Source organism: Priestia sp. USM5 (assembly GCF_058323215.1).
Genome location: NZ_JBSGKN010000001.1, coordinates 3,469,729 through 3,489,165, shown reverse-complemented (window position 1 = coordinate 3,489,165; position 19,437 = coordinate 3,469,729). Strand labels below are relative to the sequence as shown.

Below are 19,437 nucleotides of genomic sequence, written 5' to 3'. Positions count from 1 at the left end.
TCTATAAGTTCCTTTTGAAATTTATAGTTTGTATGCGTACAGCGCGCATATGAGAAAGTGGGAAATGACTGAATGATAAATACAAAAAAAGCATTAACGGCATTGGATGAAGAAAAAATTCAAAAGCTGATGAGGATCTTACCGAAAAGTCGGAATAAAGATCCGCTAGCAGCTGCTAAAAACATTATGGGTAATAAATATCCGCTTCCGCCTTTTGGGGTCATTCGATATCCAAAAGGCATTCTATGGAACGAAGATAAATCTAGAAGTTTTTTACGCTTGATTCATGGTCATACTTTTTTAGGGTGTTTGACAGATGCTTACGAAGAGACAAAAGAAGAGCAGTACAAAGATAAAGCCATTGGTTTAGTCAAAGATTGGATTCAAAAAAATCCTTATCCTAATGGTTCAAATGAAATGGCTTTTCACGATGAAACAACGGCAATGCGTCTACAGTATTGGCTGAGATTATACATCTTAGCGAAGGACAAGCTTGCTTCGTCCGATGAACAGCTTATCGTAGAAAATATGGCTAAAACAGCTAATTTACTGTCTCAAGATGATTTTCATTCAACAAATACAAATCACGGCATGTTCCAAGATATTTCTTTGCTTGCTTACGCGATGTATTTTGAAGAAGCAGATAATGAGTCGGATCGTTATCGTGATATTGCATTAAAGCGTCTTGTAGATTACTTTACCTATGTGTATACAGAAGAAGGCGTACATAAGGAACATTCGCCGTCTTATCATTTTCTTGTATCCAATTATTTAAATAAATTGGTTGTATGGCTGAAGGATTTGAGCCCTAACCACGCAAAGTTTTTCGTTGATTTATTTAAAAAGACGGAAAAATACGCAACCTATATTATTCGACCAGACGGATTATTCCCGCCTCTTTGTGATACAGAATCGAAGCCTGTTGTAAACAGCAGCTACCGAAGCTTGTACAAAAGTGAAGAGTTTTTATATGCAGTTCATCAAGGAAAAGCTGGTAGAATGCCTGTAGAAAAAGATGCGGTGTTCAAAGACTCGGGTTATGCGATTTTCAGAAGCGGATGGGAAAGAAAAGAAAAAGAAACGTACGTATTGTTTTCCGCGGCTTATCACACTAGTTACCATAAGCACAGTGATGACTTAAATATGCACATTTATTCAAACGGTGATATCATTACAGAAGCTGGGCCAAATGGATATAATTACAAAGATAAGTTTACGAAGTATGCTTATTCTTCATTTGGACACAACACGCTAATCGTGGACGGACGCGGTCTTCCTCGAGTGGATCATCAGCACGAAAAAGTATATATAAAAGATTATCAGCTAACGGAAGACTACTCGGAAGCAACAGGAGTGAATGAACGTTATAGTGGAGTTACTCACACACGTAACGTACGCTATAACAAGCAGCTTGAGCATATCACTGTACGTGATCAAGTCGCTTCAGAAGATACTCATCAATACAAGCTGTTTTGGCATGTAGCTCCGGACTTAGAAGTTCACGTAAGAGATCAAATTGTCGAGTTATTTAGAAACAATAACAAAGTAGCTGAACTTGAAATTACATCTACTACAGATGTGAATATACGAGCTGTGCGTGAACAAACAGTTCCGCACGTGCAAGGATGGGTATTTCCTAAAATGGAATCGAAACAGCCTGCTACTGTGCTTGAGCTGGATTTCAGCAGCGGCAAAGATTCGGTTGAAGTAGTAACAGAATTCCGCTTGGCGAATTATAAAATCGCAGCAAGAGATCAAGGGCCATTTGAATTAGAGTCACATTATCAATCTATGAATGGCGTGAAGTATCATTTTGTTCCAGCAGCTGATGAGACATTACAGGATAAATTGGTTATTGTCTTTTCTGCTTTAGCTAATAAATATCATTATGTATATAATTATATGAAAACGTTAGATGAAGTTGGAGCAAATAAACTTTTCATTTTAGATGATTTTGGTGAACAAGGCTCTTACTACTTAGGCAAAAATAGAAATCATGTGATTGAAACAAGCGTATCTTCGCTTATTCAATATATTATGTCCAAGCACGGTTTTACGCACAAAAATGTCATGACCGTAGGCTCGTCTAAAGGCGGCTACGCGGCGTTATACTATGGAATTAAGTATCATTTTGGACAAGTAATTGCCGGTGCTCCTCAAAGTAAATTAGGAGACTTTTTGATTGATCAGGCAGAGCATGTCAATATTGCAGAGTATATTTCAGGCTCGGATAACGTAAACAAAGAATACTTAAATCAAATTCTATTTAACTTACTAGATCAGCCTGTAGATAGCGCACCAGACATCCGTTTGTATGTAGGAACGTGGGATTATCATCACAAAAGCCATGTTCTCCCGCTGTATCACCAGCTAAAAGACAGAGGGTATAAAGTAACGCTAGATTTAGAAGATCGAGCAAATCATAAAGACTTAAAAGGTTATTTTCCTCTGTATCTTGGCCGAACGATTAGCGAAATTTTAGATGTGCAGTATGTCGAACATGTGCCATTTAAAATTAAAAGAGCTCTTTTAAAAGATAACAAGAGCTACTTTATTGCAAGATGTGATACAGAAGGCCATGGCAATTTAGAGTACGCATACTACATTTACAAAGACGATAAAATCGTTCACAAAACGTCTTATATCGAGGAAGAAATTTTCCGCTATAAGCCAAGAGCTAAAGGCGAATACAGATGTAGAATTTTTGTAAGAAATCAATACAAACAAAAAGCGGTTAGAGACACGAATAGTGTCTTTATATAAAACATTATTAAGCAGTTAACACAGGAGGAAATAAAATGAAACTTTGTACAATAGGATTAGGATATATTGGATTACCAACGTCTATTATGTTTGCAAAACATGATGTAGATGTTGTAGGTGTCGACGTGAGTCAACGCGTAATTGAATCATTAAACAATGGGAAAATCCATTTAGAAGAGCCTGGTCTGCAGGAAGCGTTGAATGAAGTAATTGAAAAAGGTACATTCCGCGCAGCATTACAGCCGGAAAAAGCAGATGCATTCATCGTAGCTGTACCAACACCAAACCATGATGACCAACACAAATCTTGTGATTTATCATATGTATTAAGCGCTGTAAGCAACGTCATTCCTTACTTAGAAAAAGGAAACGTATTAATCGTAGAATCTACAATCGCACCGCGCAGCATGGATGACCATGTGAAACCGTTGGTAGAAGCAGCTGGCTTTGAAGTTGGAAAAGACGTGTTCTTAGTACATTGTCCAGAACGTGTACTTCCAGGACAAATCCTTCATGAACTAATCCACAACAACCGTATTGTTGGAGGACTTACGCCAAACTGTACAGAAGCTGGTGCAATGGTATATAGCACATTTGTACAAGGTGAAATCATTAAAACAGATGCAAAAACAGCAGAAATGTCAAAACTAATGGAAAACACATTCCGTGACGTAAACATTGCGTTAGCAAACGAATTAACAAAAGTATGTAACGAATTAGAAATCGATGCGTTAGAAGTTGTTCAAATGGCTAACAAGCATCCGCGTGTAAACCTTCATACACCAGGACCGGGTGTAGGCGGACACTGCTTGGCTGTAGACCCATATTTCATCGTTGCAAAAGCGCCTAAAACAGCTCAGCTTATTAATCTAGCAAGAACAATTAACACGTCTATGCCTCAATACGTAGTAGACAACACAAATGCTTTAATGGAAAAAGTAGACGGCCGCGTTGTGACAGTATTTGGTTTAACATATAAAGGAAACGTAGACGACATTCGTGAAAGTCCGGCAATGGAAATCTATGATCTATTAAAAGCAGAAGGCAAATACGAAATTCGCGCATTTGATCCTCACGTGGAACAAGATTGGGTAGAACAAGATATCAAGGAAGCTGTACGCAACTCTGACTTAGTTCTTGTGTTAACAGATCATAACGAATTCAAAGAATTAAACTGGAGCGAATTAGAAGGCATGGCAACAAAACGTATTTTCGATACGAAAAACGTGGTAGCTAACCGTTCTGACGATTTCAGCTACATTAACTATGGTAACCTACATGCATTCCTTAAGAAGGAAGAAGTAATGGCATGAATTCTGTAGGGAGGATTTTGAAAGAACAATCCTCGAATTTTCATTTAATATTGAGATTATCTCTTTATGATGCAAAAAGTAAATACCAAATGCACTATCTTGGAGCTGTATGGCAGTTTTTAGGACCTGCCATACAGATTCTTCTGTACTGGCTTGTTTTTGGATTAGGAATTCGTGGAGGAGCACCCGTACACGGAATTCCATTCTTTGTATGGCTAATTGCAGGGTTAATCCCTTGGTTTTTTATTAGTCCTTCCATTACGCAAGGTTCAAACAGTGTGTATGCAAGGGTAAGTTTGGTTTCAAAAATGAAGTTTCCAGTCAGCGTACTGCCAACTGTCACGATTGTCAGTAACAGTTTTCAGTTCATCATCATGATGCTGGTTATGGGAGTTATCTTCGTCATTTATGGAATTAATCCGGGATGGTATTTACTTCAATTACCATATTATTTAGTAGCATTATTTGTGTTTTTATTTGCACTCACGCTGCTAACATCAACTATTTCAACGTTAATAAGAGATTTTCAGCAAATATTACAATCATTAATGAGAATGGTGCTTTACTTATTGCCTATTTTATGGGATACGTCTAAATTGTCACATGTATATGAAACGATTTTAAAATTAAATCCACTCTTTTACATCGTGCAAGGATTTAGATATTCATTGTTAGGTTACGGTTGGTTTTATGAGGATTGGATATACACATTATATTTTTGGGTTATCACATTATTAATACTAACAGTAGGATCAATCCTGCATTTGAAATTCAGAAATAAATTCATCGATTACTTGTAATCTAGGAGCGTAATCTATGGCACTAAAAGTTCAGTTTGAGAACGTTAGTAAAAAGTATGTTTTATATAAAAAAAGATCCGATAAACTGCTTGAAATTTTCTTTCCAAAAAAGAAAAATGAAAGCTTTTACGCACTAAGAAACATTTCTTTTTCCGTAAATGAAGGAGAAACAATTGGTGTTGTAGGAATTAATGGATCAGGAAAATCAACTCTTTCTAACTTGCTGTCGCAAGTTGTGCCTCAGACGTCAGGTGATATTAAAATCAATGGTGAAACATCATTAATTGCTATTTCGGTAGGGTTAAATAATAACTTAAATGGATTAGAAAATATCGAATTGAAGTGTCTGATGCATGGACTAACGAAAGAAGAGATAAAAAAAATCACTCCTGATATCATCGAATTTGCTGATATCGGAAAGTTTATTACTCAGCCGGTAAAAAACTATTCGAGCGGTATGAAATCAAGGCTTGGATTTGCCATTTCTGTTCATACCAATCCCGATATATTGGTAGTAGATGAGGCTTTGTCAGTAGGAGATCAAACATTTTACGATAAATGTTTGAAAAAGATTAATGAATTTAAAGAACAAGGTAAAACGATTTTCTTTATAAGTCATTCGTTGACTCAAATCCGCAGTGTGTGCAACAAAGTCATGTGGATTCACTTTGGAGAGTTAAAGCAATTTGGCGGCACTCGTGTTGTTTTAGAAAAATATAAAGAGTTTGTTAAATGGTTTAATGGATTAACTGATGAAGAGAAAAAGCAGTATAAACTAGATATGCTGGCTAATCAGGCAAAAGATGAATATGCTTTGATGAATGAAAAGAGTGAGTATAATCAGCCATTATACTCGTTAGAGCAGCGTACAAAGCGACGTGAACGGAAAAAAGAAAGACGAAAAACGTTCAAGCTTTATTTTCAAGTAGGCATTTTATCTATGCTGTCTTTGTTTTTAGCGATTTTAATGTTTTATACATAAGTTTTATAAAGCATTTTAATAATATTGAGAATAGATATGTAGATTGATATATCTACTATTCAAGGAGGATCTCTAATGAAAGCAAAAGTATTAATTCCAATCGTAGCAGGTGCACTATTATTCACAGGCTGCAGCAACGACAAAGAGACTGCAAGCAAACCAACTAAAACGGAACAAACTCAACAAGATAAAACAGCATTAAACAAAGTCTCTATTAAAAACGTAGGAGACAAACGCTTAGAAGTAAAAACAACGGCGGAAGGGAAAGACCTTAAATACGCTTATTCTGTTTATAAAGACGGAAAGCTATTCCAAAAAATCCCTTACTCTTCAAAAAAAGAGTTGGCTTATAAGCTAACGAAGTCTGGCGACTATCGTGTACGCGTATACGTGAAAGCTGGAAAAGAAAAAGCTGTTGCAAAAAGCACAGAATTAGTAAAAGTAACGAAATCATAATAAATAAAAAAGATCACGGGATACATCCCGCGATCTTTTTTTATTTTAGATTTAAACTTTCTTTTAATTCAGCAGATAGTTGGTTACGCGTGTCATCAGATACGGCATAGTAATAGATACCGTTAATCTTTTCGCCTTTTCCATCTATTTGAAGCTGTTCTGAATGTTTACGTGCGTCTTTATAGTTTGATTGAATTTGCTTCATATCATCAAACGTAAGGTTTGTTTTTACATTTTGGCCAATTGCATCTAGAATTGTACCGTAGTTTGTCAAAGACTGAACGCTAGCTCCTTCGTCAATAACGCCTTCAATTACTTGACGCTGACGTTGTTGACGTCCAAAGTCACCGCGAGGGTCTTGTTTACGCATACGTGTGAAAGCCAATGCTTCTTTACCATCTAACGTTAGAGGGCCTTTTTGGAAGCTGTAGCCGTCATAATCAAATGCAAGAGTATTATTTACAGTTACGCCGCCAACAGCGTCTACAATGTCTTTAAAGCTTTCCATATTCACTTGAACGTAGTAGTCTACGGGAACGTCTAAGAATTTCTCTACCGTATTTACAGACATGTCTACGCCACCAAAAGCATAAGCATGGTTGATTTTATCTTGTGTTCCTTTTCCTACAATTTCAGTACGCGTATCACGTGGAATACTGACCATCTTCATAGACTGTGTCTTTGGGTTTACCGTCATTAAAATAGTAGAATCTGAACGTCCGCGGTCACCGGCACGCTGATCTACTCCTAATAGTAAAATAGAAATAGGATCTCCATTTGCTAAGCTCACTTTATTTGAGCGCTTTTCAGATACATCACGTTTTAACGGTTCGTGAGTTTGTGTAAATGTCTTTTCAACGGAATGCCATATGCTATATGCATAGCCTGCTACACCTAGAATTAATACTAAAATAATACCAAGAATAATTTTAAACGCGCGTTTCTTTTTCGGTTTTTTTCGTTTACGTCTGCGCGCTTCTGGAGATTGTACTTGTTCTTCCATATGAAGCCTCTCTTCCTTTTCTTTATGTATTGATAAAATAAATGCCTTCTATGTAAGCCATTATTCTTATCTTTTTCATCAGAAAACACGTCAAAATGATTAAAAAAATGACAAATTTAATCAAATTTCTTCATGTACTTTAAAATTATATTATAATAAAAGAAAAAAAGAAAGATATAGTAAGGGAGACATTTTATGAAAATTTTAATTAACGTATTTGCTATTCTCATCTTTATCTCGTCTTTAGTAGCAGGAAAGATGTACTGGAACCATCAATTAGACAAGCAGTTTGAAACAAAGCCTACGAGAGTGAGCGCAGCAGAAACAGAAAAGGATATGCAAACCGAGACTAAGAACTTGCCGGAATCAATTGTAAAAAAATTAGAAAACGCAAAGAAAAAAGGAAATCCCGTAAAGCTTGTAATTGTAGGATCCGCTCCCGAGAAAGACGTAAAGACATGGGGAACTTTATTGAAAGATAAACTAGAAGATACATATGGGACAGATTTAATAAATGTAGAGTTGTATGAATACAAACAAATGAATACATTACAATTTGTGAAATCAAAAACGTATGAAGACATTACAAAAGCAAAGCCTGATATCTTGCTTTTTGAACCATTTTTATTAAATGATAACGGCGTAGTAGGTATTAACAATACAATTGATAACTTGCAAATTATTATGAAGCATATTGAAAGTGAAAATAAAAACCTAGTTACTATTTTTCAACCATCAGCTCCGGTCTATCAAGCTCAGAATTACCCTAACGACGTAAATGCTTTAGAAACCTTTGCTAAAGAAAATGGATACGAGTTTGTAAATCATTGGAGTGCATGGCCAGATTATAATGAGGAAGGCATTTTAAAGTATTTATCTGATGAAAATGGTCAACCGAACGAAGAAGGGGAGAAGGTATGGTTCAAATTTCTCTCTGAGTATTTTACTAATTCATAATGAAAAAGCACGCTACCTTATAAAAAAGGTTCGTGCTTTTATTTTTTAATTTGTTACAACAGGTAAAAGTAAAGCGTTAAGCTGTTCTAAAAATCTTTCATAATAAGCTGGCTGATAGTGTCTTGGCGTAAGACCCCATTTGTGATTTTCATCTGCCATAAATTCTTCTTTTATTTCAAGGTATGTACTATTGTTAATTTGGTTGCCGAGGTATGTATACATATACTCTAATTGCTGATTATGACGTTGAATTTCGTCTTGATTTTCAAAAACTTGAACGTTTCCTTCTTTATCTACATATTTTTCTTTCCAAAACGCTTTATGAATAATGACTTTTGAAATGCTGCTTGCGTTGATTCTTTCGCATATTTTATCAGCAGAACTCTCCCATAATTCATCAGTGCGTTCTACAATTCTTTTACTCTTTAAATCATTCATTAAATTAGATTGAGCAAATTCTTTGGAAAGGGCGATGTAAGATTCTCCGCGTTTCATAAGTCTTAATCTTTCAGAGAGTAAGTCAATGATTAACGTGTCGGCAGGCTCTTCATCCACATGTTTTAAGAAAAGTTTATTAAGATCATTGTATACACTTCTACGCTGGAATTTAGACTCAATGTGGATGCCTCGAATAGATAGTCCAACAGGTTTGGATGCTAGCGATATAATATTCGTTCTAGCAAAATACTCATTAATTTCATATTGATGGTCAAACATAGCAAAAGGGTCTCTAGAAACACAGCTTCCTAGAATGTCAATTTTTTTCTTCAAATTCATCTACAACTCCTACAATATTTTCTCATTTTTAGACACATATAGAAAAACTATAAACGAAGAAGAAGAGAAAAGTCAATCAGTGTTTAGGTATATTTACTCATTTTCTATCTCGTTCATTTTCCATTATTTATTTTTAACATTTTCTTCAAGAAAAGAATGCCACATTTCAATACAAAAGGAACGTCTATCAATCCCAAAAGAGAGCATGAGCAAAAATAGATACTTATGCTAGAAGATAGAAAAAAAGCCCTGTGATATAATATAATTCATGGAATACTATCCATGATCTGAGGCATAGAAAGAGGAGAAAAAAATGATAGATATATATACCAATATCTTGCCAAATGTGAACAGTGGTCCCAAAAGTGTAGAAGAATTTTTAGAAATGGCAAATGTATTAGTGAAAGAAGGAGTAACAGAAGTCGTAGCAGCCCCTCTTTATGACGGAAAAGATTCCAGCTATAGAGAAGGTGTCGATCTTGCGAATGAATGGTTAAGAAAATCTTCTATTTCGTTAAGCGTTTTACCAGGTCAAAAAGTAATTGCCTCTACCAATATGATTGTATCAAATGAAGAGTATTACACGATGACAATAAATGAAAATGAAAAATATATGTTTTTACACATTCCACAAGACGTGGAAATTGAAGTGTTAGAAAATATTGCTTACGAGCTTCAGCTAAAAGGTATTGTACCGGTTTTAAATGAGCCTGAGTGCCATTCATTATTTGTGGAAAACCCTCCGCACTTGTACAAGCTCGTAAAAAATGGAGCAGTCGTTCAGCTGTCTGCACAAAGTGTGCTGGGCGGCAACGGCAGTAAAGCTAAAAAAGCAGCTTATCAGTTCATTGATCACGGATTAGCACACGTTATTGCATCAGGTGTAAATCGTGAAAACTACCAGCAGTACGGCCTGCAAAAAGCCTATTCAACCGTTTCTAAAAAATACGGCAACAGCAAGCTCTATCATTTCATGGAAAATGCTGAAGCCATTGCGAGCGGGAAGGCTATTTATAAACAAGAGCCTGAGCGCATCAAAAAAACAAAATTTCTAGGAATTTTTTAACTTTTCCCTTTGTACCCTGATTAACTTCTGTTTAATCAGGGTATTTGCATACAAAGACCTATTTAATTCCCTTCTTTTATCATCATTATTTGGATTTATTTTACAAATTATGTTTGCGTTTTCACATAAAGTGATAGTAAAATATTGTTAGTTAAGTAGATGACAGAAAAGTGCGCGGTTTTCCGGGGTTTGTGGTGGTAAATGTCGAGAAGAATACATAGTTTCACATTTAAAATCGTCGTAGAATAGAGCTATACAAAACGCAGGGAGGGAAATAAAGTGATTGATATTCATACGTACATATTGCCTAATATCGATAGCGGACCTGAGGAAGTAGACGGCTTTTTGAAGATGGCACGCTCCTTAGCGGATCAAGGTGTTCAGTCCGTTGTGGCGACGCCGCTTTATGATAGCGATCAAGAGTTTATGAAACACCATTTATTTCTCTATGTAAATGCAGCTAATGAATGGCTCACAAATTCATGTATTCCTCTTCAAGTCTTACCAGGCCAGCTTGTCCCTTTATCACCTCAACTTCTGCGAAACTATGAGCGAAATCAGCTTCTTACGCTTAATCACACCGATAAATATTTGTTTCTTTCACTGCCTGAATATGATATCTCACCTTATTTTGAAAAAACGCTGTATGATCTTCTCACAAAAGGCGTTGTGCCTATTCTGCGTTCACCAGAATGTCATCCGATTTTCCGAGATCACCCTGAGCGTTTGTATGAGCTTGTAAAAAAAGGTGTACTCGTTCAGCTAAGCGCTGCTAGTATTCTCGGTTTAAACGGAAAAAAAGAAAGAAAAGCGGCCTGTACGTTTATTAAATACCGCTTCGCCCACGTGATTGCCTCTGGCGTTCATGCTCGCAATTACCACAACTATTCACTTTCAAAAGCGTACGATTATATTTCCGATATGTACGGTGCGTCAGAACTTTATTTTTTTATCGAAAATGCGGAAGCCATTATCGACGGTCGTCCGGTGCATCAATTAGAGCCTGAGCCGATGAGAAAATTTAGTTTATTTAAATTATTTAGCTGAAAACAAGGGACTTTTCCATAAAAACGGGAAAGTCCCTTGTTTTGTCTTTCTTTCATTGTGGTATGGAATAGAAACAAAGCTAAAGAAAGGAAGGCTGAATATGATAAAAACTACAGCTGGCAAAGCAGCTATGTCGGTATTAAAAGAATGGAATATCGATCACATTTTCGGTATGCCGGGAGATTCAATCAATCATTTTATGGACAATCTGCGAAGTGAAAAAGATGAAATTGAGTTTATTCAAGTCCGTCACGAGGAAGTAGGCGCACTTGCGGCATCTTCTTACGCTAAAATCACGGGCAACATCGGTGTGTGTCTGTCAATTGGAGGGCCGGGTGCGATTCATTTGTTAAACGGCTTATATGATGCGAAAGCAGATGGTGCGCCGGTGCTAGTATTAGCCGGACAGGTGCCTCGTGCCAAGCTTGGCAATGAATCATTTCAAGAAGTAAACTTAGAACGTGTTTTTGACGATGTGTCGGTGTTTAATCACCGAGTAGACTCGTCAGAATCATTTCCGCATCTGCTGCAGCAAGCAATTCGAACGGCTTATGCGAAAAAAGGCGTTGCGGTTTTAGTTATTCCAGATGATATTCCGTCTTCAACGATTAAAATTGATTCAAAAACGCCAATTGCTAATGTATCAAAAACCATTTCTCACAGTGACCCGGAAGATGTAGCTAAAGCGCTTTTAGCCATTAAATACGCAAAGAAACCGGTTATTTTAGCAGGAACAGGTGCCAAGCACGCCAAGCTTGAATTAGCGCAGTTTGCGGAAAAAATTGCGGCACCAATTATCTTTACGCTTCCGGGTAAAGGAATACTGCCTGATCATCATCCTTATAACCTAGGGCAGCTCGGGCAAATTGGGACAAAGCCGGCGTATGAAGCGATGGAAGAAACCGATTTGCTGATTATGATTGGAACTTCGTTTCCATACCGTGAGTTTTTACCGGACGGGGTTGAAGCGATTCAGCTGGACTCTGACGCCACACAAATCGGCAGACGCTATCCTGTATCAATTGGATTAGTCGGAGACTCTAAAACGACCCTGTCGCAGCTTGCGCATAATTTAGATTATCAAGAAAACCGCCGTTTCTTAGAAGAGTGTCAAGTTAATATGGAAAACTGGTGGAAGCACGTAGAAAAAGAAGAAAATGAAGTGAGTACGCCAATCAAGCCGCAGCAAGTTATTCCTAAGCTGCAAAAAATCGTTGATGATGATGCGATTGTATCTGTTGATGTCGGAAACGTGACGGTATGGATGGCAAGACATTTCCGCATGACGAATCAAAAATTTGTGATTTCAAGCTGGCTGGCAACGATGGGCTGCGGACTTCCGGCTGCGATTGCAGGAAAGCTTGCTTATCCTGAAAAACAATCGGTAGCCGTGTGCGGTGACGGAGGCTTTACGATGGTCATGCAAGACTTTGTGACGGCTGTGAAGTACAAGCTGCCGATTGTTGTCGTCGTCCTTAATAACAGTGAAATCGGGATGATTAAATATGAACAAGCGATTCAAGGTCACTTGGATTATCAAACGCAGCTTGGTGAAATGAACTTTGCGAAGTTCGCTGAATCGTGCGGAGGAATTGGCTACCGCGTTGAAAAATACGAAGAGCTCGAAACTGCTTTTGAAAAAGCAGCGCTTGCGAATGTTCCTGTTGTGATTGATGTCGTTGTCGCAGATGAACCGCCGCTTCCAGGCAAAATTTCATTCGGACAAGCGGCCAATTATTCGAAGCACATCATGAAAAAGTTCTTTAAAGAACATGAGCTCGAAATGCCACCGCTTCGAAAAGGACTAAGCAGAATGCTTTAATCAGTGACTCTCCGTATAGGAGAGTCTTTTTAGGAGGGATATCATGGGAGTGTTTGAAATCATTTTACTTATTTTTGGCGCGGTAATGATGCTTGTGATTGTAGTGCCGGTTATTATTGCTGTTATTCTTTGGATGAAAGATGAAAAACAAGAAGAGCATTCGGTGCTTAGAAACTATCCGCTGCTAGGAAAAATGCGCTATATTTTTGAGAAAATGGGGCCTGAACTGCGTCAGTATTTATTTTTAAATAATAATGAGGGCAAGCCGTTTTCTCGAAATCAATACGAGCAAACCGTTAAGTCGGGTAAATACCTCAACCGAATGATGGGTTTTGGCTCAGAGCGTGATTTTAACGAACCGGGATACTATATTCGAAACGCGGTGTTTCCAAAGCAGCGCGATGAAATGAAAGCGGATAATACGACAAAAGTTAAAACGAAAGTATATAAAATGGACGCCGATAACTTATTCAGCCGAAGAGAGCACCGAGAAGAAAAAGAAGCGGATCCGTTTTATTTGCGGGATGAAGATGCGGTCGTTATAGGTCCTTCATGCAAAAATCCGTTTGTTGTAAAAGGATTAATCGGTCAATCCGGCATGAGCTTTGGAGCGCTTGGTGACCATGCGATTACCGCTTTATCCCTAGGGTTAGGTCGAGCAGGCGGCACGTGGATGAACACGGGAGAAGGCGGACTATCACCCTATCATTTGAAAGGAAACGTTGATATTATTTTTCAAATTGGCCCTGGGCTTTTTGGTGTTCGGACAAAAGAAGGCGAATTTTCATGGGAAGAATTTAAAAAGAAAAGTGAAATGAAGCAAATCAAAGCGTTTGAAATTAAGCTCGCCCAAGGAGCCAAAACGCGAGGCGGTCACGTAGACGGTTCCAAAGTAACGGAAGAAATCGCAGAAATCCGCAACTTAAAGCCAGGAGAATCGGTAGACAGTCCAAACCGTTTTAAAGAGTTCGCTTCGTATCCTGAAATGTTTCAGTTTATTGAAAAGCTTCGAGATGTAGGCGGCAAGCCAGTAGGCATTAAAATGGTTGTCGGAAACACAAATGATCTTGAAGAAATGGCGGCGTATATGAAAGAGACGGGAAGCGGTCCTGATTTTATTACGATTGACGGTGCAGAAGGAGGAACGGGCGCATCGTTTCAAGAATTAGCAGACGGAGCGGGAGTACCTTTGTTTTCAGGCCTTCCTTTTGTGGATGAACTGCTTAAAAAGTATGGCGTTCGTGATGAAGTAAAACTTTTTGCATCGGGCAAGCTGTTAACGGCTGATAAAATTGCGACGGCTTTATCGCTGGGTGCCGACTGCGTAAATATTGCCAGAGGCTTTATGTTTTCTGTTGGCTGTATTCAAGCGCAGGTTTGTCACAACAACAGGTGCCCCGTGGGCGTAGCGACAACAGATCCGCAGCTGCAAAAAGCGCTTATTATTGAAGAAAAGTCATACCGCGTGTGCAACTACGTGCTGTCATTACGTGAAGGATTGTTTAATTTAGCAGCAGCAGCCGGTATTGATTCGCCAACGAAGTTTTCAAAGAAACATGTAGTATTTAAAAACAGCAGCGGACAGTTAGCTGATATTTCTACAAAAGAAAAGATGTATGTATAAAAAGCTGCCGATTGGCAGCTTTTTTATTGTCTTCGCTGAAGCAAATGCAGGCAAAACTCTAAGTCTTTTTGAAGATGCTCCTGCATTAATGCTTCCGCTTTTTCAGCATTGCGTTCTTTAATCGCGTTATAAATGTCTTCATGTTCGTCAATTAAAAACGGGCGGTTGTAAAACACGACCGTATGACGGAATAAGTAAATGATGGACTGCATGCGGTCGATAATATTAATCATGACGTCATTGTTGCTTGCGTTCACAATGATGGCGTGAAAACGTTCATTTGCGCTCATGATTTCTTCAAACGAGCCGTTTCTTCCGATGTCTACGCATTCCTTTAACTCTTCTAATTCGTTATCAGACAAAAAAGTTGCCGCAGCTTTAGAAGCTGAGCCTTCCAGCAGCATTCGCACTTCAAACAAGTTGCGTAAGTCTTTTTCTGTCGGCGACACGACTTTTTTTCGAACAATCAGTCCTTCATATTCTAAGCGTCTAATGGAGTCACGAATCGGCGTTCGGCTGAATCCAAGCTCGCTCGCTAATTTTTCTTCGACGATTTTTGTACCGCCTTCAAGCTCACCGTTTAAAATTTTATCTCGAATCATCTCATAAGAAGGGTGATGAGACGAACGAGAACCTTGATTTCTTAACATACTCTACTTCACCTCTAGCATTCGACACGAGAAAATCTCGTCTCTTTCTCTCTTTATTTTTTATCATTTTGTACGCGTATACCCAAATCATACTATAACTTGTGAAAAGGTGGGACGGAAAGTTTCGGTTTTGGAAATAAATTTCATTTAAAAAAAGGCTAGACAAATAAATAGAATGCGAATATGATGAGTGTATACAAAATTATCAGAAATGTATACAAAAAATATTTTAACGTATACATTCTTTTTTAAAACGTATTTGAAAACGTATACAACAAGGGGAGGAAACGAAAATGACAAAACGCGTTGGATTTATTGGACTTGGAATTATGGGAAAACCGATGACACTCAATTTATTAAAAGCAGGCTTTGAGGTAGCGGTTTACGATATTAATAAAGCAGCAGTGGAAGAAGTGAAAGCAGCAGGAGGATTTGGAGCAGAAAGCCTTGCTGAAGTTGCAGTGAACAGCGAAGTGATGATCACGATGCTTCCGGCTTCACATCATGTAAAAAGCGTAGTGCTTGGAGAAGAAGGGTTAATTCATAGCGCCAAAGAAGGAAGCGTTATCATCGATATGAGCTCTATTTCGCCGGTAGCATCAAAAGAAATTGCGGCTGAGCTTGCACAAAAAGGAATTCACATGCTAGACGCTCCGGTTAGCGGCGGAGAGCCAAAAGCAATTGACGGCACGCTTGCAATTATGGTCGGAGGAAATGAGCACATCTTTGAAAGCGTTTCACCTATTCTTCATGCGATGGGAGCAGAAATAACGCTTGTTGGAGACAACGGAAGCGGCGTAACGGCTAAGCTTGCGAACCAAGTGATTGTAAACTTAAACATTGCAGCGATGTCTGAAGCACTTGTACTAGCAGCCAAAGCAGGCATTGACGTTGAAAAAATGTATCAAGCGATTCGCGGCGGATTAGCAGGAAGCGCTGTATTAGATGCAAAGGTACCGCTGATTTTAGACCGCAACTTTGTAGCAGGCGGACGCATTGATATTAACTTAAAAGATATGACAAACGTGATGGAAACGGCTCATGACATTGGCGTACCGCTTCCGCTTTCAAGTCAGCTTGTGGAAATTTTCCACGCGTTAAAAGTAGACGGAAAAGCAAGCGATGATCACGGCGGAATTGTACAGTACTATGAAAAATTAGCAAACGTTGAAGTGAAAAAGAAGGTGGAAGCATGATTAAACAACAAGAAAAACGCCTTGTAAGCGATGTGTTTAAAGACATTCCAGCGGTCGATGAGGCACTTGTACAAAAAATGCTCGACGAAGAGCTGCTGACGTTTAATCAAAAAATCATCGTACTGGATGACGATCCAACGGGTGTTCAAACGGTTAACGGCATTTCCGTTTATACAGACTGGAGCAAAGACAGCATCAAGCAAGGGTTTTTAGAAGAAAACTCCATGTTTTTTATTCTAACAAATTCACGCGGATTCACCGCTTCTGAAACGGAAAAAGCGCACGCGGACATTGCCGCCGTTATTACAGAGGTAGCGGCTGAAGTAAATAAAGAGTTTTTAATTATCAGCAGAGGTGATTCAACTCTTCGCGGTCACTATCCGTTAGAAACGGAAGTATTAAAGAAAACGGTTGAACAGCACTCAAATCAAGTGCTCGACGGTGAAGTGATCTTTCCTTTCTTTAAAGAAGGCGGACGATTCACAGTTGATAACATTCACTACGTGCAGGATGAAGATTACTTAGTGCCGGCAGGAGAAACGGAGTTTGCAAAAGACCGTACGTTTGGCTACAGTAAGTCTCATTTAGGCGAGTGGGTGGAAGAAAAGTCAGAAGGAAAATTTAAAGCAAGTCATACGACGTATATTTCGCTCACGAGCATTCGTGCACTTGATTTAGTAACGATTACAAATCAGTTAATGGAAGTGAAAGACTTTAACAAAGTGATTGTGAACGCAGTGGATTATGTAGACGTGAAAGTTGTGACGATTGCGCTTCTTCGCGCGATGAAGCTTGGAAAGCACTTTATGTATCGAAGCGCTGCGGCTCTAACAAAAGTGATGGGCGGCGTGAGCGATAAAGACCTTTTAACAAAAGAAGAGCTCATTAAAGAAAAGTCGTCAAACGGCGGATTAATTATGGTTGGCTCGCACGTTAAAAAAACAACGGAGCAGTTAGAAGAATTAAAGAAATGCAGCTTCATTGAATTTATTGAATTTGATTGTCATCTTGTCTTAGAACCTGAAAAGTTTGAAGAAGAAGTGAATCGTATTATCAATGAAGCAGAGAAGCTTATTTCACAAGGTCAAACGGTAGCCGTCTATACAAGACGCGAGCGCTTAGATCTTGGCGAAGGCAAAAAAGAAGAAGAGCTTAAATTATCGGTAAAAATTTCAGATGCGGTTACAAGCATTGTTCGCCGCTTGAACATTCGTCCAAACTTTATCGTCGCAAAAGGCGGCATTACATCAAGCGATATTGGCGTAAACGGCTTATCTGTAAAGCGTGCGACGGTAGCTGGACAAATCAAGCCTGGCATTCCGGTATGGGTAACGGGAGAGGAAAGCAAGTTTCCGGGCATTGCGTACATCATTTTCCCTGGAAACGTCGGAGCCAAAACAACGCTTCGTGAAACAGTTGAATTACTAAGTAAATAGAAAGAAGTGAACGTACGGTGTGCGTTCACTTTAAAAAATATTTGAAAGCGTATACATTATTTGGATGTACGTACATGAAAAATGGTCACACTAAGGGGATGAACATATGAATTCAGTATTCGGATTAAGTCATGAAGCAAGTCTTTTGCTGTATGCGATTGTATCGATTGTCGGACTTATCTTTTTAATTGCTAAGTTTAAAACAAATCCGTTCGTAGCGCTGATTGTTGCGGCTTTGTTTATGGGTCTTATTTCAGGAATGAAGCTGCCTGATATCGTAACGGCTTTCCAAGAAGGCGTAGCGAGCGTCTTAGGGTTTATCGCGATTGTTCTTGGTCTTGGAACGATGTTAGGTAAAATGATGGCAGAGTCAGGCGGAGCTGAGCGTATTGCCCGCACGTTAATTAAAGTATTCGGTGAAAAGAACGTACACTGGGCAATGATGGTTGTAGCCGTTATTTGCGGGATCCCGGTCTTTTTCCAAGTTGGTGTTGTATTATTAATTCCGCTTGTGTTTGTAATTGCCAAGCATACGGGTACGTCACTTATTAAAATTGGTTTATCATTAATTGCCGGTTTAGCCGTTGTTCACAGTTTAGTACCTCCACATCCGGCAGCGATGCTAGCGGTGGATATCTTTAAAGCAGATTTAGGTAAAACGATTTTGTATTCACTAGTTGTGGCATTCCCAGCTGCAGCAGTGGCAGGTCCTATTTATGGATCGTTCATTTCACGCCGCGTTCACGTAGAGCCAACGGGTGAAATTATGGAGCAGTTCACAGAGTCGAAGCATAAAGATCTTCCTGGTTTCGGCATTACGTTATTCACGATTTTACTTCCAGTACTATTAATGCTTTTAGCAACGATCACTGGGTTTGTTTATCCAGAAACAAGTACGATTCGCTATGTAACAAACTTTATCGGAAGTCCAATCGTAGCGCTGTTAATTTCGCTAGTGTTTGCTTTTTATTCGTTCGGTTTTGCAAGAGGATACAACAAAGACGATCTATTAAAATTCACAAATGAATGTCTTGGACCCGTTGCTTCGATCATTTTAATCATCGGTGCAGGCGGCGGTTTTAATAAAATTTTAACAGCAAGCGGTGTAGGTGATGCGATTGCAGGATTTGCTCAAGATGCACATCTTTCTCCTATCGTGCTAGCGTTTGTGATTGCAGGCTTAATTCGTGCAGCAGTTGGTTCAGCAACAGTAGCCATGACCACAGCAGCAGGTATTGTCGCACCAATTGCAGCAACGATGCCAAACGTAAGCCCGGAGCTGCTAGTACTAGCAACAGGGGCAGGTTCTGTGATGCTATCACACGTAAATGATTCTGGCTTCTGGTTAATCAAAGAATTCTTCAACATGTCAGTGGCTCAAACGTTAAAAACGTGGACAGTGATGGAAACGATTCTATCATTTGCGGCTTTTGCAATGGTTCTTATTTTAGACATTTTTATCTAAGAGAAAAAGCGCTGGTTTCAGCGCTTTTTTATTTGGATACAAATATAATCAAAATGTTTTAAATATTAAGAAAAAATACT

16 protein-coding genes are annotated in these 19,437 nt (G+C 38.7%); 13 read left to right on the top strand and 3 right to left on the bottom strand.

Features of this window, described 5'->3' with window-relative positions:
- The first annotated feature begins 72 nt into the window (after window positions 1–72).
- From ACWATA_RS18585 to ACWATA_RS18565, 5 genes are all read left to right on the top strand, one after another.
- Window positions 73–2,763, top strand: a complete 2,691-nt coding sequence (locus ACWATA_RS18585) for an accessory Sec system protein Asp2 (protein WP_473050048.1) — start codon at window positions 73–75, stop codon at window positions 2,761–2,763.
- Window positions 2,764–2,798: 35 nt separating this feature from the next.
- A complete protein-coding gene (locus tag ACWATA_RS18580) occupies window positions 2,799–4,076 on the top strand; it encodes a nucleotide sugar dehydrogenase (protein WP_473050047.1) in 1,278 nt (425 codons plus the stop codon).
- A complete protein-coding gene (locus tag ACWATA_RS18575; RefSeq protein WP_049163404.1) occupies window positions 4,073–4,876 on the top strand; it encodes an ABC transporter permease in 804 nt (267 codons plus the stop codon). The genes ACWATA_RS18580 and ACWATA_RS18575 overlap by 4 nt, the downstream gene beginning before the upstream one ends.
- Window positions 4,877–4,892: 16 nt before the next feature.
- Complete coding sequence (gene tagH / locus ACWATA_RS18570) at window positions 4,893–5,858, top strand: teichoic acids export ABC transporter ATP-binding subunit TagH (protein ID WP_049166343.1); 966 nt, start codon at window positions 4,893–4,895, stop codon at window positions 5,856–5,858.
- A gap of 75 nt (window positions 5,859–5,933) precedes the next feature.
- Window positions 5,934–6,314, top strand: a complete 381-nt coding sequence (locus ACWATA_RS18565) for a triple tyrosine motif-containing protein (RefSeq protein ID WP_473050046.1) — start codon at window positions 5,934–5,936, stop codon at window positions 6,312–6,314.
- Between the two features lie 40 nt (window positions 6,315–6,354).
- Here ACWATA_RS18565 and tagU read toward each other — a convergent pair whose 3' ends face one another.
- Entirely contained in the window at window positions 6,355–7,317 is a 963-nt protein-coding gene (tagU, locus tag ACWATA_RS18560; protein WP_060746479.1) for a polyisoprenyl-teichoic acid--peptidoglycan teichoic acid transferase TagU, read from the bottom strand.
- A gap of 195 nt (window positions 7,318–7,512) precedes the next feature.
- Here tagU and ACWATA_RS18555 point away from each other — a divergent pair, with 195 nt between their 5' ends.
- Complete coding sequence (locus ACWATA_RS18555; RefSeq protein WP_154991584.1) at window positions 7,513–8,274, top strand: SGNH/GDSL hydrolase family protein; 762 nt, start codon at window positions 7,513–7,515, stop codon at window positions 8,272–8,274.
- 45 nt (window positions 8,275–8,319) lie between these two features.
- Here the strand turns inward: ACWATA_RS18555 and ACWATA_RS18550 are convergent, their stop codons facing one another.
- Window positions 8,320–9,051 carry a DUF6270 domain-containing protein gene (locus ACWATA_RS18550; RefSeq protein ID WP_154991583.1) on the bottom strand — a complete coding sequence of 244 codons (732 nt, stop codon included), beginning with the start codon at window positions 9,049–9,051 and terminating at the stop codon, window positions 8,320–8,322.
- Between the two features lie 313 nt (window positions 9,052–9,364).
- Between ACWATA_RS18550 and ACWATA_RS18545 the strand changes: the two genes are divergently transcribed.
- The 4 genes from ACWATA_RS18545 (at window position 9,365) to ACWATA_RS18530 (ending at window position 14,610) form a co-directional block, all read left to right on the top strand.
- Entirely contained in the window at window positions 9,365–10,117 is a 753-nt protein-coding gene (locus ACWATA_RS18545; RefSeq protein WP_473050043.1) for a CpsB/CapC family capsule biosynthesis tyrosine phosphatase, read from the top strand.
- 279 nt (window positions 10,118–10,396) lie between these two features.
- Window positions 10,397–11,164: a tyrosine-protein phosphatase gene (locus ACWATA_RS18540; RefSeq protein WP_473050042.1), complete on the top strand. Its 768-nt coding sequence runs from the start codon at window positions 10,397–10,399 to the stop codon at window positions 11,162–11,164.
- A gap of 100 nt (window positions 11,165–11,264) precedes the next feature.
- Window positions 11,265–12,986: a pyruvate oxidase gene (locus ACWATA_RS18535; RefSeq protein ID WP_473050041.1), complete on the top strand. Its 1,722-nt coding sequence runs from the start codon at window positions 11,265–11,267 to the stop codon at window positions 12,984–12,986.
- Window positions 12,987–13,029: 43 nt separating this feature from the next.
- Window positions 13,030–14,610: an FMN-binding glutamate synthase family protein gene (locus ACWATA_RS18530; RefSeq protein WP_473050040.1), complete on the top strand. Its 1,581-nt coding sequence runs from the start codon at window positions 13,030–13,032 to the stop codon at window positions 14,608–14,610.
- 23 nt (window positions 14,611–14,633) lie between these two features.
- Here ACWATA_RS18530 and ACWATA_RS18525 read toward each other — a convergent pair whose 3' ends face one another.
- A complete protein-coding gene (locus tag ACWATA_RS18525; RefSeq protein WP_047751465.1) occupies window positions 14,634–15,260 on the bottom strand; it encodes a GntR family transcriptional regulator in 627 nt (208 codons plus the stop codon).
- 293 nt (window positions 15,261–15,553) lie between these two features.
- On the opposite strand from ACWATA_RS18525, the gene garR reads away from it, so the two are divergent.
- From garR to ACWATA_RS18510, 3 genes are all read left to right on the top strand, one after another.
- Complete coding sequence (gene garR / locus ACWATA_RS18520) at window positions 15,554–16,456, top strand: 2-hydroxy-3-oxopropionate reductase (RefSeq protein ID WP_473050039.1); 903 nt, start codon at window positions 15,554–15,556, stop codon at window positions 16,454–16,456.
- Window positions 16,453–17,892 (top strand): four-carbon acid sugar kinase family protein, encoded by a 1,440-nt coding sequence (locus tag ACWATA_RS18515; protein ID WP_473050038.1) that lies wholly within the window; start codon window positions 16,453–16,455, stop codon window positions 17,890–17,892. Before garR ends, ACWATA_RS18515 begins: the two co-directional genes overlap by 4 nt.
- 106 nt (window positions 17,893–17,998) lie before the next feature.
- Complete coding sequence (locus tag ACWATA_RS18510) at window positions 17,999–19,357, top strand: GntT/GntP/DsdX family permease (protein ID WP_013055857.1); 1,359 nt, start codon at window positions 17,999–18,001, stop codon at window positions 19,355–19,357.
- The last annotated feature ends 80 nt before the right edge of the window (window positions 19,358–19,437 follow it).

What these genes read in the sequence shown, in the direction of transcription:
- ACWATA_RS18585 (WP_473050048.1), top strand. Translation starts at nt 73, where the DNA reads ATGATAAATACAAAAAAAGCATTAACGGCATTGGATGAAGAAAAAATT.
- ACWATA_RS18580 (WP_473050047.1), top strand. Translation starts at nt 2,799, where the DNA reads ATGAAACTTTGTACAATAGGATTAGGATATATTGGATTACCAACGTCT.
- ACWATA_RS18575 (WP_049163404.1), top strand. Translation starts at nt 4,073, where the DNA reads ATGAATTCTGTAGGGAGGATTTTGAAAGAACAATCCTCGAATTTTCAT.
- tagH (WP_049166343.1), top strand. Translation starts at nt 4,893, where the DNA reads ATGGCACTAAAAGTTCAGTTTGAGAACGTTAGTAAAAAGTATGTTTTA.
- ACWATA_RS18565 (WP_473050046.1), top strand. Translation starts at nt 5,934, where the DNA reads ATGAAAGCAAAAGTATTAATTCCAATCGTAGCAGGTGCACTATTATTC.
- tagU (WP_060746479.1), bottom strand. Translation starts at nt 7,317, where the DNA reads ATGGAAGAACAAGTACAATCTCCAGAAGCGCGCAGACGTAAACGAAAA.
- ACWATA_RS18555 (WP_154991584.1), top strand. Translation starts at nt 7,513, where the DNA reads ATGAAAATTTTAATTAACGTATTTGCTATTCTCATCTTTATCTCGTCT.
- ACWATA_RS18550 (WP_154991583.1), bottom strand. Translation starts at nt 9,051, where the DNA reads ATGAATTTGAAGAAAAAAATTGACATTCTAGGAAGCTGTGTTTCTAGA.
- ACWATA_RS18545 (WP_473050043.1), top strand. Translation starts at nt 9,365, where the DNA reads ATGATAGATATATATACCAATATCTTGCCAAATGTGAACAGTGGTCCC.
- ACWATA_RS18535 (WP_473050041.1), top strand. Translation starts at nt 11,265, where the DNA reads ATGATAAAAACTACAGCTGGCAAAGCAGCTATGTCGGTATTAAAAGAA.
- ACWATA_RS18530 (WP_473050040.1), top strand. Translation starts at nt 13,030, where the DNA reads ATGGGAGTGTTTGAAATCATTTTACTTATTTTTGGCGCGGTAATGATG.
- ACWATA_RS18525 (WP_047751465.1), bottom strand. Translation starts at nt 15,260, where the DNA reads ATGTTAAGAAATCAAGGTTCTCGTTCGTCTCATCACCCTTCTTATGAG.
- garR (WP_473050039.1), top strand. Translation starts at nt 15,554, where the DNA reads ATGACAAAACGCGTTGGATTTATTGGACTTGGAATTATGGGAAAACCG.
- ACWATA_RS18515 (WP_473050038.1), top strand. Translation starts at nt 16,453, where the DNA reads ATGATTAAACAACAAGAAAAACGCCTTGTAAGCGATGTGTTTAAAGAC.
- ACWATA_RS18510 (WP_013055857.1), top strand. Translation starts at nt 17,999, where the DNA reads ATGAATTCAGTATTCGGATTAAGTCATGAAGCAAGTCTTTTGCTGTAT.